At 74.0% G+C, this 13,779-nt stretch carries 16 protein-coding genes; 12 read left to right on the forward strand and 4 right to left on the reverse strand.

Annotated features, from left to right (window positions below):
- Positions 1-140 precede the first annotated feature (140 nt).
- The 3 genes from modA to DT057_RS30500 all read left to right on the forward strand — a co-directional run bounded on the left by modA (position 141) and on the right by DT057_RS30500 (position 3,750).
- Complete coding sequence (modA, locus tag DT057_RS30490; RefSeq protein WP_128565812.1) at positions 141-944, forward strand: molybdate ABC transporter substrate-binding protein; 804 nt, start codon at positions 141-143, stop codon at positions 942-944.
- A 118-nt stretch (positions 945-1,062) separates the two neighbouring features.
- The gene (locus tag DT057_RS30495) at positions 1,063-1,815 is read left to right on the forward strand and encodes a TerC family protein (RefSeq protein WP_128565813.1); all 753 of its coding nucleotides are present in this window, start codon (positions 1,063-1,065) and stop codon (positions 1,813-1,815) included.
- A gap of 39 nt (positions 1,816-1,854) precedes the next feature.
- Entirely contained in the window at positions 1,855-3,750 is a 1,896-nt protein-coding gene (locus tag DT057_RS30500; RefSeq protein WP_128565814.1) for a potassium transporter Kup, read from the forward strand.
- Here DT057_RS30500 and DT057_RS30505 read toward each other — a convergent pair.
- The gene (locus DT057_RS30505) at positions 3,693-4,565 is read right to left on the reverse strand and encodes an AraC family transcriptional regulator (protein WP_128565815.1); all 873 of its coding nucleotides are present in this window, start codon (positions 4,563-4,565) and stop codon (positions 3,693-3,695) included. The genes DT057_RS30500 and DT057_RS30505 overlap by 58 nt on opposite strands.
- Before the next feature lie 41 nt (positions 4,566-4,606).
- On the opposite strand from DT057_RS30505, the gene DT057_RS30510 reads away from it, so the two are divergent.
- The 9 genes from DT057_RS30510 to DT057_RS30550 all read left to right on the forward strand — a co-directional run bounded on the left by DT057_RS30510 (position 4,607) and on the right by DT057_RS30550 (position 12,073).
- Positions 4,607-5,815, forward strand: coding sequence for an MFS transporter (locus DT057_RS30510; protein WP_128565816.1), 1,209 nt, complete (start codon positions 4,607-4,609; stop codon positions 5,813-5,815).
- Positions 5,816-5,968: 153 nt separating this feature from the next.
- Complete coding sequence (motA, locus tag DT057_RS30515) at positions 5,969-6,841, forward strand: flagellar motor stator protein MotA (protein WP_128565817.1); 873 nt, start codon at positions 5,969-5,971, stop codon at positions 6,839-6,841.
- A gap of 2 nt (positions 6,842-6,843) precedes the next feature.
- Positions 6,844-7,779 (forward strand): flagellar motor switch protein FliM, encoded by a 936-nt coding sequence (locus tag DT057_RS30520; RefSeq protein ID WP_128565818.1) that lies wholly within the window; start codon positions 6,844-6,846, stop codon positions 7,777-7,779.
- Positions 7,763-8,173, forward strand: coding sequence for a hypothetical protein (locus tag DT057_RS37585; RefSeq protein WP_238314029.1), 411 nt, complete (start codon positions 7,763-7,765; stop codon positions 8,171-8,173). The genes DT057_RS30520 and DT057_RS37585 overlap by 17 nt, the downstream gene beginning before the upstream one ends.
- Before the next feature lie 28 nt (positions 8,174-8,201).
- Complete coding sequence (gene fliN / locus DT057_RS30530; RefSeq protein WP_128565819.1) at positions 8,202-8,534, forward strand: flagellar motor switch protein FliN; 333 nt, start codon at positions 8,202-8,204, stop codon at positions 8,532-8,534.
- Positions 8,535-8,549: 15 nt separating this feature from the next.
- A complete protein-coding gene (locus tag DT057_RS30535) occupies positions 8,550-9,581 on the forward strand; it encodes a flagellar motor switch protein FliG (RefSeq protein ID WP_128565820.1) in 1,032 nt (343 codons plus the stop codon).
- Positions 9,582-9,598: 17 nt separating this feature from the next.
- Positions 9,599-10,663, forward strand: coding sequence for an EscU/YscU/HrcU family type III secretion system export apparatus switch protein (locus tag DT057_RS30540; protein WP_128565821.1), 1,065 nt, complete (start codon positions 9,599-9,601; stop codon positions 10,661-10,663).
- Entirely contained in the window at positions 10,660-11,106 is a 447-nt protein-coding gene (locus DT057_RS30545) for a hypothetical protein (RefSeq protein WP_128565822.1), read from the forward strand. The genes DT057_RS30540 and DT057_RS30545 overlap by 4 nt, the downstream gene beginning before the upstream one ends.
- A 283-nt stretch (positions 11,107-11,389) precedes the next feature.
- Positions 11,390-12,073, forward strand: coding sequence for a response regulator transcription factor (locus DT057_RS30550; protein ID WP_128565823.1), 684 nt, complete (start codon positions 11,390-11,392; stop codon positions 12,071-12,073).
- A gap of 105 nt (positions 12,074-12,178) precedes the next feature.
- Here DT057_RS30550 and DT057_RS30555 read toward each other — a convergent pair whose 3' ends face one another.
- The 3 genes from DT057_RS30555 to fliK form a co-directional block, all read right to left on the reverse strand.
- Positions 12,179-12,649 carry an AAC(3)-I family aminoglycoside N-acetyltransferase gene (locus DT057_RS30555; protein ID WP_128565824.1) on the reverse strand — a complete coding sequence of 157 codons (471 nt, stop codon included), beginning with the start codon at positions 12,647-12,649 and terminating at the stop codon, positions 12,179-12,181.
- Positions 12,650-12,737: 88 nt separating this feature from the next.
- The gene (locus DT057_RS30560) at positions 12,738-13,283 is read right to left on the reverse strand and encodes a transglycosylase SLT domain-containing protein (protein ID WP_128565825.1); all 546 of its coding nucleotides are present in this window, start codon (positions 13,281-13,283) and stop codon (positions 12,738-12,740) included.
- A partial coding sequence (gene fliK, locus DT057_RS30565) for a flagellar hook-length control protein FliK (RefSeq protein WP_162501554.1) occupies positions 13,237-13,779 on the reverse strand: 543 nt, incomplete at its 5' end. The genes fliK and DT057_RS30560, both read right to left, overlap by 47 nt.

Raw genomic sequence — 13,779 nt, forward strand, 5'->3', positions numbered from 1 at the left:
GGCCCGCGCGCCGGGGCCAGGGCGCCGGCCCGCGGCGCCCTGGCCCCGGCCGCTCCCGGCGACATATAGCACGGGCGCCGGCTGCGGGGGCGGCCGGCGCGCCTGCCGGCCGTGCGCCACCGCCGCGAGGGATCGTCGCCATGCTCAAGCTCGTCCGTGCCGCGGGGGCGGTCGCCCTGCTCCTCGGCCCGCTCCTCGGCCTCGCCCCGGCGGCGGCCGCCGAACCCGCCACCGTGTTCGCGGCCGCGAGCCTGAGGAATGCCCTCGAGGAGGCCGGCCGGGCCTTCACGGCTGAGGGCGGCGGGCCGGTCCGCACGAGCTACGCCGCCTCCTCGGCGCTCGCGCGCCAGATCGAGCAGGGCGCCCCGGCCGACCTGTTCGCCTCCGCCGACCTGGAGTGGATGGACTACCTCGCGGCGCGCGGGCTGATCCGGCCCGAGACGCGGGTGAACCTGCTCGGCAACCGCCTCGTGGTGGTGGCCCCGCGGGAGGCCCGGGTCGGCGAGCTCGCCTTCACGGCGGAGTGGTTCGCCCGGGCGCTCGGGCCCGACGGGCGGCTCGCGACGGGCGAGGTCAGCACGGTGCCGGTCGGCAAGTACGCCCGGGCGGCCTTCGAGGCGCTCGGCGTCTGGCCGGTGCTGCAGCCGCGCCTGGCGCAGGCCGACAACGTCCGGGCCGCCCTGGCCCTGGTGGCCCGGGGCGAGGCGCCCCTCGGCGTGGTCTACGAGAGCGACGCCAGGTCCGAGCCCGGCGTCAGGATCGTCGGCGTGTTCCCGGCCGGCAGCCACCCGCCGGTCGTGTACCCGTTCGCCGTCACGGCGGAGGCCCGGGGCGAGGGCGGCGCGCGCTTCCTCGCCTTCCTCAGGAGCGCCGCCGCCAGGCCCTTCTTCGAGGCCCAGGGCTTCAGCGTGATCGCGGCCGGCACGGCCGGCGCCTCGCAGTGACCCGGGGCGCCCGGCGAGGAGCGGCGCGGCGTCCCGGCGCGTTCGCGGCCCGGATCCCGGGCTCCGTCCCGGACCCGGCCGCGGCCGCGCCCCGGCGGCCGCGCCCCGGCCGCGCCGGATGAGCGCGCTCGCCGGCATCGGGGCGTTGGCCGCCGACCCCGCCGCCTGGGTGGCCCTGCTCACGCTCGTCGTCATGGAGATCGTGCTCGGGATCGACAACCTCGTCTTCGTGTCGATCGTCTCGAACCGGGTCGCCGAGGCCGAGCGCCCGCTCGCCCAGCGCTGGGGCCTCGTCCTGGCCCTGCTGATGCGCCTCGCCCTCCTGTTCGTGCTCGCCTGGATCATCTCGCTCACGCAGCCGGTCCTCCGCGCGTTCGGGCACGACTTCTCGTGGAAGGACATGATCCTGATCGCGGGCGGCCTCTTCCTCGTCTACAAGGCCACGACCGAGATGCACGAGCGCATCGAGCCCGGGGACGACGGGGCCTCGTCCGCGCGGGCGGGCGCGAGCCCGCTCGGCCTCGGCGGCGCGATCGCCCAGATCTGCGCGCTCAACATCGTGTTCTCGCTCGACTCGATCATCACGGCCATCGGCATGACGACGCAGGTGCCCATCATGATGGCGGCCGTCGTCGTCTCGGTCGGGCTGATGATCGTCGCGGCCGGGCCCCTGAGCCGGTTCATCGCCCGCAAGCCCACGATCGTGATGCTGGCCCTGGGCTTCCTGCTGATGATCGGCATGACGCTGATCGCCGACGGGTTCGGCCTGCACGTGCCCAAGGGCTACATCTACTCGGCGATGGTGTTCTCCGGCTTCGTCGAGGCGATGAACCAGCTCGCCCGCCGCTCACGGAGCGGCATCCGCGCCTGAGGACCCCCCTGAGGACCGGACGCCCCGAGGATCGCCATCATGAGCAGTTCCGTCGCCGCCGCATCGACGCCCGCCGCCGCCGCCCACCCGCTCCGCCCGGCCCTGCTGCTCGGCGCCCTCGGCATCGTCTTCGGCGACATCGGCACCAGCCCGATCTACGCCTTCCGCGAGTCGCTCAAGACCGCCGGCGACCTCGGCCGCGAGGCGACCGTGCTCGGCGTGCTCTCGATGGTGTTCTGGGCCATCATCCTGATCGTCGCCCTCAAGTACGTCGTCCTCGTCATGCGCGCCGACAACGAGGGCGAGGGCGGCACCATGGCGCTGCTCTCCCTGGCCCTGCCGGTGGCCGGGCGGCTGCGGGGCCCCCTGCTGGTGGCGGGCCTCGCCGGCGCCTCCCTGTTCTTCGGCGACGCGATGATCACGCCGGCGATCTCGGTCCTCAGCGCCATCGAGGGCCTGCGGATCGCCGTGCCGGCGGTCTCCCCCTACGTGGTCCCGATCGCGGCCCTCGTCCTCGTGGGCCTGTTCGCCATCCAGAGCCGCGGCAGCGGGAAGGTCGGCTACCTGTTCGGGCCCGTGATGGCGGCGTGGTTCGGGGTGCTGGCGCTCGCGGGCATCGCCCACCTGGTCCAGAATCCGCGGGTGCTCCTGGCCCTCGATCCGCGCTACGCCGTGGCGTATGCCGGGCACGCCGGGGGCGCGACCTCCTTCGTGGTGCTGGGCTCGGTGTTCCTCGCCCTGACGGGGGGCGAGGCGCTCTACGCCGACATGGGCCATTTCGGCCGCACCGCGATCCGGATCAACTGGTTCGCCCTCGTGATGCCGGCCCTGGTGCTGAACTACCTCGGGCAGGGCGCCCTGGTGCTGGCCGATCCGGGCGCGGCCGAGAACCCGTTCTTCCTGCTGTTCTCCGGCTGGCTGCTGATCCCGGCGGTGCTCCTCACCACCGCCGCCACCATCATCGCCAGCCAGGCCGTGCTCTCGGGGGCCTTCGCGCTCGTGCAGCAGGCGATCCAGCTCGGCGTGGTGCCCCGCCTCGAGGTGAGGCAGACCTCGGAGGAATCCGCCGGTCAGGTCTACGTCCCGCAGGTCAACTGGCTCCTCGCCGCCGTCGTGATGGCGCTCGTGTTCGGGTTCCGCTCCTCGGACGCGCTCGCCAACGCCTACGGCATCGCGGTGGCGGGCGACATGCTGGTGACGACGCTGCTGGTGGCGGTGGTGGCGCACGGCCTCTGGCGCTGGCCCGCCGCCCTCGTGCTGCCGGTCGCCGGCGCGGTCCTGCTGCTCGACCTGACCTTCGTGTCGGCCAACCTGCACAAGATCCCGGCCGGCGGCTGGTTTCCCCTGCTGGTCGGCGCCGTGACGCTCACCCTGATGCTGTGCTGGCGCAAGGGGCGGCTCGTGGTGCTGGCCCGCCGCGACGAGAACGCGATGGCGCTCAAGGATTTCATCGCCGGGCTCGACCGCCCGCAGGCCCCGGCGCGCATGCGCGGCACCGCCGTCTACCTCACGAAGCAGACCGACATCGTGCCCGCGGCGCTCGCCCTCAACGTCCGGCACAACGGCGTCGTCCACGAGCGGGTCGTCCTCCTCAAGGTCACGACCGACCGGGCCCCCAGGATGGCGGAGGCCCGGCGCGTCAGGGTCGAGCCGCTCGCGTCCGGCTTCCACCTCGTCTGGATCGTCTTCGGCTTCGCCGAGAAGCCGGACGTGATGGCGGCGCTGCGGCTGCACCGCGACGCGGTCGGGGTGGACCCGGACGAGGCCTCCTTCTTCATCGGCCGGGAGACGCCCGTCCCGTCGGTGCGGCCGGACCTGTCGCGCTGGGAGGAGATCCTGTACGCCTTCATGACCCGCAACGCCGTCAGCGCCTCGGACTACTTCCTCATCCCGCCGACCCGGGTGGTGGAGCTCGGCACCCGCGTCGAGATGTGAGCGGCCGCCGCCGGCCGGCCCCGCTGCCGGGCCTGCCCGGGCGTGATGCCGAACAGGCCCCGGAAGGCCGCCCCGAACGCCGGCTGGCTCGCGAACCCCGCGATGGCGGCGGCCCGCGCCGGGCTGGCCCCGTCGGTCAGGGCGCTCAGGGCCTCGCTCATGCGCGCCTGCTGGCGCCACTGGCGGAAGCTGAGGCCGGTCTCGGCCCGGAACAGCCGGGCCAGGGTCCGGCTCGACGCGCCCGAGAGGGCGGCGAGCGCGTCGAGCCCCCGCGGGTCGTCCGGCCGCGCGCGCAGCGCCGCCACCGCCCGGCACAGCCGCGGGTCGCGCGGCATCGGCAGCCCGAGGGGCAGGGAGGCGGCCCGGGCGATCTCGTCGAGCGCCAGCTCGGCCAGGTGGTGGCCGCGGCCCCCCAGGTCCCAGTGCAGCGGCTCGGCGCAGGCGGCCAGGATCACCTCGCGCAAGAGGGCCGAGACCGTGATGACGGCGGTCCGGGTGGCGACCCGGGTGGCCGCATCCTCGCGCAGGAAGAGCGCCCGCATCGCCACGGGGCCGTCCATCCGGACCGCGTGCGGCGCGCCGGCGGGCAGGAACAGCGCCGTGCTCGGCGGCACCATGTAGGCGGCCCGCGGCGTGTCGATGCGCATCACGCCCGAGACGGCGTAGAGCAGCTGGGCCCGGGGATGCGCGTGCAGCCCCGTCGCGTCCCCGGCCGCGTAGTCCTTGGCGAAGCCCACGAGCGGGCGGGGCGCGGTCTCGTAGGGGCGGATCGCGGCTTGTCTGGACGGCGACAGGATTTGGCCGGATGTCGTCATTGCCGCAGGCTACAACGGGGTGGCTCGCGAGGAACAGCCCCATGTCGCCGAACGCCCGGGTGATCGCCTACATCAACGCCGCGCACTCCCTGTGCCATTACTGCCTGCTGATCCTGCCGACCGCCGTGCTGGCGATGGCCGTGGAGGGCGGGGCGTTCGGCCGGGATTACGGGCCGATCCTGGCGCTGGCGACGGGCATGTTCGTGCTCTACGGCCTCCTGTCCCTGCCGCAGGGCTGGCTCGCCGCCCGCTTCGGCCGGCGGGCGATGATCGCCACCTACTTCTTCGGCACCGGGGCGGCGCTGGTGGCGAGCGGGGCGGCCCCGACGCCGCTGACCCTGGAACTGGCGCTCGCCGCCGCCGGCGCCTTCGCGGCGATCTACCACCCGATCGGCACCGCGATGCTGGTCGAGGCGGCGGAGGACCGGCCGGGGCGGGCGCTCGGCACCAACGGCGTGTGCGGCAATTTCGGCGTCGCGCTGGCGCCGGTCGCCACCGCGGCGCTGGCCGCCTGGTTCGGCTGGCAGGCGGCGTTCGTGGTGCCGGGCCTCGTGTTCCTGGGGCTCGGCGCGGCCTGGCTGCGGCTCCCGGCGGCCCACGGCGCGGGCCTGCGCGCCGCCCGGCCGTTCGCCCCGATTCCGCGGGCGCTCGTGCGCCGGGCCGTCATCGTCCTGCTGCTGCTCGCGGCGGTGTCCGGCCTGGTGTTCAACGCCTTCACGCTCCTGATCCCGAAGCTGATGCAGGAGCGGCTCGGCGGGCAGGCCCTGCCGCTGATCGGGGCCGCGGCCTTCGCGGCGACGCTCTGCGGGGCCCTCGCCCAGTTCACGGTCGGCCGGCTGATCGACCGCACGACGCTCAAGCGCCTGTTCCTGCCCCTCAGCCTGGTGCTGGTGCCGGCGCTGGCCGCGCTCGCGGTGGTGAGCGGCTGGATGGTGGTGCCGACGGCGGGCCTCGTCTCGGCGGCGCTCTTCGGCCAGGTCACGCTCAACGAGACGATGACGGCCCGCTACATCTCGCCCGCCCTGCGCACCCGCATGTACTCGGTGCGCTTCTTCGTCGGCTTCCTGGGCAGCGCCGCCGCGGCCCCGGTGGTCGGCCTCCTGCACGAGCGGACCGGCTCGCTCGCGACCCCGACCCTGGTCCTGGCCGCCTTCAGCGTCGTGACGCTCGGCTGCGCGCTGCTGTTCCCCGACCGCCGGGAGGAACTGGACCCGGAGCTCTGGGGCGCCGACATGGTGGCGGCCGAATGACCCGCCCCGCCTGACCCGCGCCCGCGCGGGGTCGACCCACGCGGACGCGTCCGCCCGCGGGCGCCGGGCTTCAGCCCCGCGCAAGCCACCGGGCCTACTGGGCTGTCCCGATGCGGCGGCCCACGAGCGGGCGCCCGCGCGGCGGAGCCCGACATGGGGATCTTCATCGGCCTGATCATCGCGGTGGGCTGCATGCTCGGCGGCTTCGTGGCGATGGGCGGCCACCTGATCGTGATCTGGCAGCCCTGGGAGTTCGTCATCATCGGGGGCATAGCGGCCGGGACCTTCGTGATCGCCAACCCGATGAAGACGGTGGTGGATTCCGGCCGCGCCACCCTGGAGGCCATCACCAACAAGGTGCCCAACCGCAAGGACTACCTCGCGCTCCTCGGGCTCCTCCACGCCATCATGCGCGAGCTGAAGACCAAGCCCCGCAACGAGGTCGAGACGCATTTCGACGATCCCGCCAATTCCGAGATCTTCAAGGCCTACCCGGACGTCGCGAAGAACCAGGACCTGGTGCTGTTCATCTGCGACTACGCCCGGCTGATCCTGATCGGCAACGCCCGCTCGCACGAGATCGAGGCGCTGATGGAGGAGGAGATCGGCACCCAGCGCAAGACGAGCCTCAAGCCCTACGCGGCCATCACCACGGTGGCGGAGGCCCTGCCGGCGCTCGGCATCGTGGCGGCGGTGCTCGGCATCGTGAAGGCCATGGGGGCCCTCGACCAGTCGCCCCAGATCCTCGGCGGCCTGATCGGTGCGGCGCTGGTGGGCACCTTCGTGGGCATCTTCGCCTCCTACGGCATGCTCGCCCCCCTGGCCATCAAGGTGAAGGGCACCCGCGAGAAGCAGGGCTCGGTCTACGTCATCGTCAAGCAGAGCCTGATCGCCTACATGAACGGCGCCCTGCCGCAGGTCGCGATCGAGCACGGGCGCAAGGGCATCGCCTCGGCCGACCGCCCGACCATCGACGAGGTCGAGAGCGCCACCGTGCCGGGCGCGGCAGCCCGCGAGGCGGCCTGACCATGGACGCGCCGCTCCTCACCGCGCCGGCCGACATCCGCAGCCGCATCCAGGAGGCCGCCGGCCTGTCCCTCGACAGGCTGCCGATGCTCCAGCTGATCTTCGACCGGCTGGCCACCGCCTGCGGCGACGCGCTGAAGCACCTCGCCGCCTCGGCGATCTTCTACGCGCTGAGCGGCGTCCGGGGCGGGCGGTTCGGCGAGTTCCTGGACGCCTACGAGACCGGCGCGGTGGTGGGCATCTTCCACGCCCCCGGGTGGGACGGCCACGTCCTCGTCGGGTTCGACCGGGACTTCGTCTTCACCATGGCGGAGGTGCTGTTCGGGGCGGACGGCGCCGAGCCGCCGCTGGAGGACGAGCGCGCCTTCTCGGCGATCGAGCTCGGCCTCGCCCGGATGATCCTCGAGCAGGTCGGCCGGGCCCTCGAAGCCTCCTTCGGCCTCGTCTCCCGGACGCCGTTCCGCCTCGAGCGGATGGAGACCCGGATGGAGTTCGCCGTCATCGGCCGGCGCAGCAACAAGGCCGTGCAGGCGACGTTCCTGCTCCAGGCCCTCAACCGCGGGGGCGAGATGTTCCTGATCATCCCCCAGACGGTGCTCAACCCCCTGCGGCCGGACCTCGCCAAGGTGCTCACGGGCGAGTCCGCCGCCCGCGACCCGCGCTGGGCCCAGCAGATCGCCGCCGAGGTCCAGAAGGCCACCGTGACCCTGCGGGCCGTCATGGAGGAGCGCCACCTGAGCCTCGGCGAGATCGCCGGCTTCCGGGTCGGGCAGGTGATCGCCCTCGACGCCACGCCGGCGACGCGGATCAAGCTCGAGGGCAACGACAGGCCGCTGTTCTGGTGCCGCGCGGGCCAGTCGCAGGGCGCCTACGTGCTCCGGATCGACGAGCCGATCGCTCAGGACGGGGAGGGCGTGGATCATGGCCGCGCTGGTTGACGGCGTGCTGCTCGCCGCCCTGGCGGGCACGAGCGCCTGCGTGGTGCCGATGTACCTGAAGCTCAAGCGCCTCGACCGGACCCAGGCCGAGTACGGCCGGGCGATGGCGGCCTCCGGCCGGGCCCTCGCCAGCGCCGGGGAGGCGGTGCGCGGCTTCACCGGCGAGGGCCGCGAGGTCCTCGACGCCCTGAGCCTGAAGATCGAGGAGGCCCGCGCGGTCCTCGCCGCCCTGGAGGCGGGGCGGCGCGAGACCGCCGCGGCGGGGGACGGGACCCCGGGCGCCCTTGCCCGGGCGGAGGAGGGGACCCCGGGCGCCCTCGCCCGGGCGGGGGAGGACGCCCGCGCCGCCGCCCCCCCGACAGCCTCGGATCAGCCAGGGCGGGTATCAGCATGACCTTCCAAGGCCGCCACACGAGCCCGCGATGAGCAGCAGCCCCTTCCCCGAGACAGGCACCCTCCCTCCCGCCGCCGGCCCGCCGGGGGCCGGGACCCGCAACCTCGAGGCGATCCTGCGGATCCCCGTCCTGGTCCAGGTGGTGCTGGGCTCGGCCACGATGCCGGTCGCCGACCTGATGAAGCTCGGGCGCGGCGCCATCGTGCCCCTCGACCACCGCGTCGGCGAGCCCGTGGACGTGATGGTCAACGGCCGGGTCGTCGCCCGCGGCGAGATCGTGATCGTGGAGGAGGACAATTCCCGCTTCGGCGTCTCGCTGACCGAGGTGGTCGGCCCGGCCGCGCCCGACCCGGCCAGCTGAGGGCCGGGGCGCGTGATGGCGGCAGCCCCCCCGGCGGTGCGCGACGCGCAGAGGCAGCTCGCACCGGTCGATCAGGTCGCGACCCTGCTCCTCGCGATGGGCAAGCCCGCCGCCGGCCGCCTGCTGAAGTACTTCGAGCCCGACGAGCTCAAGCGCATCACGCGCTCGGCGGTGCAGCTCGGCGCGGTGAGCCCCGGCCAGGTCGACGCCGTGGTCGAGTCCTTCGCCGGCGAGTTCTCCGGCGGCGCGAGCCTCGTGGGCACGGCGCAGGAGGTCGAGAAGCTCCTCGCCGGCCTCCTGCCCGCCGACCAGGTCGCCGACATCCTGGCCGAGGTGCGCGGCAGCGCCACCCGCTCGGTCTGGGAGCGCATGGCGGGGGTGTCGGAGAGCGTGCTCGCGAGCTACCTCGTGAAGGAGCACCCCCAGACCGCGGCGCTGATCCTGTCGCGGATCAGGCCGGCCACCGCCGCGAAGGTCATGGGCCACCTGCCGCTTCCCCTGCGCAACACCGTGATGCGGCGGATGCTGAGCTTCAAGCCCGTCCTCGACGAGATCCTGCAGGCGGTCGAGCGGACGCTGCACGAGGACTTCCTGATCAACGGGTCGCGCAACTCGGGCGCCGACACCCACGCCAAGATGGCCGACATCATCAACAAGATGGAGCGCCACCAGATGGACGAGGCGCTCACGAGCCTGGCCGAGTCGCGCCCGAAATCCGTCGAGATCCTCAAGGGCCTGCTCTTCACCTTCGACGACATCGTCAAGCTCGCGCCGCGCGCCCGCACCACCCTGTTCGACGCGGTGCCGAACGACCGCCTGGTGCTCGCCCTCAAGGGCACCGAGGCCGAGTTCCGCGCCGTCGTGCTGGGCGCGCTCTCGGCCCGGGTGCGCCGCATGGTCGAGCACGAGCTGAACGGCGGCGAGCCCGCGGCCCAGCGCGACGTCACGGAGGCGCGCCGGAGCATCACCGACCTCGCCATGGACATGGCGGGGCGCGGCGAGATCGAGATCAACCCGGGAGGCGAGGATGACGCCCTCATCCGCTGAGGCGGGCCGCGCCGGCCATGGCTGAGGGGACCGACCCGGAGGGCAGGACCGAGGCCGCCAGCGAGCGCCGGGTGCGCCAGGCCGTCGAGAAGGGCGACGTGCCGTTCTCGCGGGAGGCGCCGGTCTTCGCCTCGATCCTCGGCCTGCTCGTCGCCCTGAGCCTGCTCGTGCGCGAGGGGGCCGGGCGGCTCGCCCGCGAGCTCTCCCCGCTCCTCGACCGGCCCCGGGGCTTCGCGCTCGAGAGCGGCGGCGACGCCCTGGTGCTGCTGCGGGCGACGGCCCTCACGGCCGCCCGCTTCCTCGTGCCGGTCCTCCTGGTGCTCGCCGCCTTCGGGCTCTGCGCCTCGCTCCTCCAGAACGTGCCGCGCCTCGTCTCCGGCCGGATCGCCCCGAAATGGTCCCGGGTCTCCCCGGCCGCCGGATGGGGCCGGATCTTCGGGCGCCCGGGGCAGGTCGAGTTCCTGAAGGCGGTGCTCAAGGTCCTCTCGGTCAGTCTCGTCGTCCTGCTGCTCCTGCGCTCGGAGCGGGCGAAAGCCGTGAATGCCATGTTCGTCGACCCCGGCCAGCTCCCCGAGCTGATTCTCTCGATCGCGATCCGCCTCGTCTCGGCGGTGAGCATCGCCACCATCGTCATCGTGGCGGGCGACCTCGTCTGGGCGCGCCTGCGCTGGCAGCGCTCGCTCCGGATGTCGCGCCAGGAGCTCAAGGACGAGCACAAGCAGGTCGAGGGCGACCCCGCCGTCAAGGGCCGCCTGCGCTCGCTCGCCAAGGACCGCTCCCGCAACCGGATGCTCGCCGCGGTGAACCGCGCGACCGTCGTCATCGCCAACCCGACCCACTTCGCCGTGGCCCTGCGCTACGAGCCGGCCGAGAACCCGGCCCCCCTGGTGCTGGCCAAGGGCCGCGACCTGATCGCGCTCCGCATCCGCGAGATCGCCGAGGAGCACGGCATCGCGGTGATCGAGGACAAGCCTCTCGCAAGATCCCTGTACGACGTTGCGCAGGTCGACCAGACCATCCCGGCGGAATTCTACCGCGCCGTGGCGCAGATCCTGTTCTTCCTGTTCGCGAGATCCCGATGATGTTTGAGGGTCACGACCGCCCCCACGGCCGGGCCGCCTCGGCGGACGCGCTCACGGCGGCCGAGCGCGTCCTCGCGATCGAGATCCGCGACTTCATCGCCGAGTTCTGCCTGCTCGACGGCGGCGTGCTCATCGCCTGGGTCCGGGGCGAGCGCCACGGCAACATCGCCGACCTCGTCGCCTCCTCGGCCGAGCCCTTCTTCAAGGACGCGACCCTGACCTACGCCGACGCCGCCGACGTCCGCCTCGACTGGGGCCGCTCGATGCAGGTGATCCTCGACATGGAGTTCGTCACCACGCCCGTGACGGTGTTCTTCAAGCTCGTCCTCGACGGCCGCTCCGTCGGCGTCGCCATCCAGCGCATCCTGGCCGAGCAGGGCCCGCCCCTCTGCCTCGACGCCTTCGCGCGCGCGCTCTCGGGTGCCCGCCTCGCCCGCGGGTGAGCGCCGGGCCGGGCGGGCGCCCGGGAGCGCGCCCTCCGGTCCACACCCCCGGACGATTCGCGCGCCTGACCCAAGGGTAGACCGGCCTGTGGCGGCGCCGTCATTGACCCGCCCGCCCGGCGCGGACATGGATCGATGACGCGGGCGAATCGCAAGTCCGCGGACGATTCCCGAGGTGCGGGGCGAGTAAATCAGGTTGCGCAAGCAAAGATTGTAAGCGCGCCCGCAAGACGGGACCTCGGCGGGTGCGGTGCCTGACGGCCGCAGGACGGAGACGGGACGGATGTATTTCTTGGTCGATGCCAGGAAGTCGGTGCATGCCGGCTACAAGGCCGGCTTCGACCGCGAGGGCATCTCGTCCTTCGCCCTCTCGCCCGACGAGTTCGGGACCTGGATCCGATCCGCCTCCCAGGGTGATCTCGACGCGATCCAGGGCTTCCTGCTCGGCGACTTCGCGGAGCGCGCCCGCTGCGCCGCCTCCATCCGCCGGCACTCGCGCGCGCCGATCATCGCGCTCAGCGACGTCCGCTCCCTGGAGCAGACCCTGGTGCTCTTCGATGCCGGCATCGACGACGTGCTGCCCAAGCCCGTCCACGTCCGCGAGATCCTGGCGCGCTCCGAGGCGATCTGGCGCCGGGTGAACGGCGGCCGGCCCGCCGCCGGGGACGTCCGCGCCGGCCCCGGGCGCCTGAAGGTGTTCTTCGACGGGCGCGACCCCGAGATCGACGGCGAGCCGCTCGCCCTGCCGCGGCGCGAGCGCCACATCCTCGAGCTCCTGGTGCGCAACCGCGGGCGCCGCCTGACCAAGACCCAGGTCTTCAACGGGGTCTACGGCGTCTACAGCGACGGCGTCGAGGAGAGCGTGGTCGAGGGCCACGTGAGCAAGCTGCGCAAGAAGCTGGCCCAGCGCCTCGGGCACGACCCGATCGAGGCCAGGCGCTACATCGGCTACACCTTCGTGGGCTGAGCCCCGCGGAGGGCTCGGCGGCCCGCGCGCTCCCGCGGCTCAGGGCACCCGCTCGGCGACGCGCGCGAGGGCCCCGGTCCGGCGCGGTCCCCGGCCCCGCCGCGATCACGCCCGCGGCGGGACCGCGATGTCGAAGTGCAGCACCGCCTCGCGGGTGCCCAGGCTCTCGTAGAGGGCGATCGCCGGGTCGTCGCCGTGGTCGGCCTGAACGAAGACCACCCGGGCGCCGCGCCGCGCGGCGAGCCCCCGCAGGTGCGCGACGAGGGCGGTCGCGATGCCTCTCCGCCGGTGCCCGGCGCGGACGGCGAGGTCGTAGATGTAGAATTCCCGGCGCGCGCGCTCGAGCTTGTCGAGCTCGTAGGCGACGAGGCCGCCCAGCACGTCGTCGCCCGCGGTCGCCACGAGCGCGACGACGTGCTCCTTCCCGAGCAGGCCCGCCAAGTAGGCGTCGTCCGGCGGCGCGGCCCCGTAGCTGCCCTGGTCCTCGAACGCGTCCCCGAACAGGGCGTTCAGCGCGCGGGCGAGCGCCAGGTCGGCGGGGGTCAGGCGGCGGAGCGCGAGGGGAGGGCGGGACATGCCGCCATCCTAGCACGGCGGGCGACCGGGCGCCGCACCCGGGGCGGTCGCGGCGGGCCGCCGCGCGGGACTCCTCGGGAGCCCGTCCCTACCGGCAGAAGGCCCGGGCCCCCGGCGTCCAGCTGCCGAAGCCCGTCGCCACCATGTTGGTGATGACGCGGCAGACGTACTGCTTCTGGGCCGGGTTGTTGTTCGGGCCGGCGTGGTAGCGCGCCACCGCGAGCGTCCAGCTTCCCTCCCGGGCCCGCAGCGCCTTGAGGAAGCGCGTCGCGTACTCGACGTTCTCGCGCGGGTCGATCATCGCCTCCAGGGAGGCGAACTGCGCCCGGTGGTAATGGTGGTTGATCTGCATGCAGCCGAGGTCGATCAGGCGCACCCCGCTGGCCTGCGCCCGGGCGAGGCGCTGCACCACGTCGGCCGCGCTGGTGCCGAAATAGGCCTGGCCGGCGATGTTCATGGCGTAGGGCTGCAGCGAGCCGCGCCGCCCGCTCTCGGTCAGCCCGACCGCGTAGAGCATCCCCAGCGGCACGCCGTGCCGGGCGGCGGCCTGCGCCATCTGCTCCTCGCAGACCGCGGCGCGGGCCGGGCTAGAGATACAGGCCGCCGCGATCGCGCTCGCCAGGATGCGCCTCATGTCCCTGCTCCTCGATCCGGTGCCCGTCCGGCACGGCCGGGCGGCGCGCCGGCTGGTCGGGCGCGGCGCCGCCCTGGTTCTGCCCGTCCGCGCCGCCCCCGAAGGACGGCGCCGGGTCGCGGGCGCCGGCCCGGTCCTGCGGCGGCTCGGACCCGCCGGGCTGGACCACGACGTCGGGCCGGTAGCCGGCGCCGCGCAGGAGCTCCGCCAGGGCGCCCCCGTCCCTGCGCAGCAGCTCCGCCGTCTCCTCGCGGCCGGCGTGCAGGTTCATCTCGAGCCGGCCGTCCTGGAGCCGCATCCGGACCACCACCGCGCCGAGGTCGGCCGGGTGCAGCTGCAGGGTCAGGAGCCGCAAGGGGCCGTCGCGCGGGACCGCCGGCGCGGCCCGGGCCGTGGCCTCCGTCAGGGTCGCGGCCTCCGCCGCGACGGCGTCGGCGAGGCTGCGGAGCGCGTCCGCCGGCAGGCCCGGGGCCGACGGGAGGGCGGCCGGGCCGGG

It is taken from the genome of Methylobacterium crusticola (genome assembly GCF_003574465.1).
GTDB classification, from domain to species: Bacteria; Pseudomonadota; Alphaproteobacteria; order Rhizobiales; family Beijerinckiaceae; genus Methylobacterium; species Methylobacterium crusticola.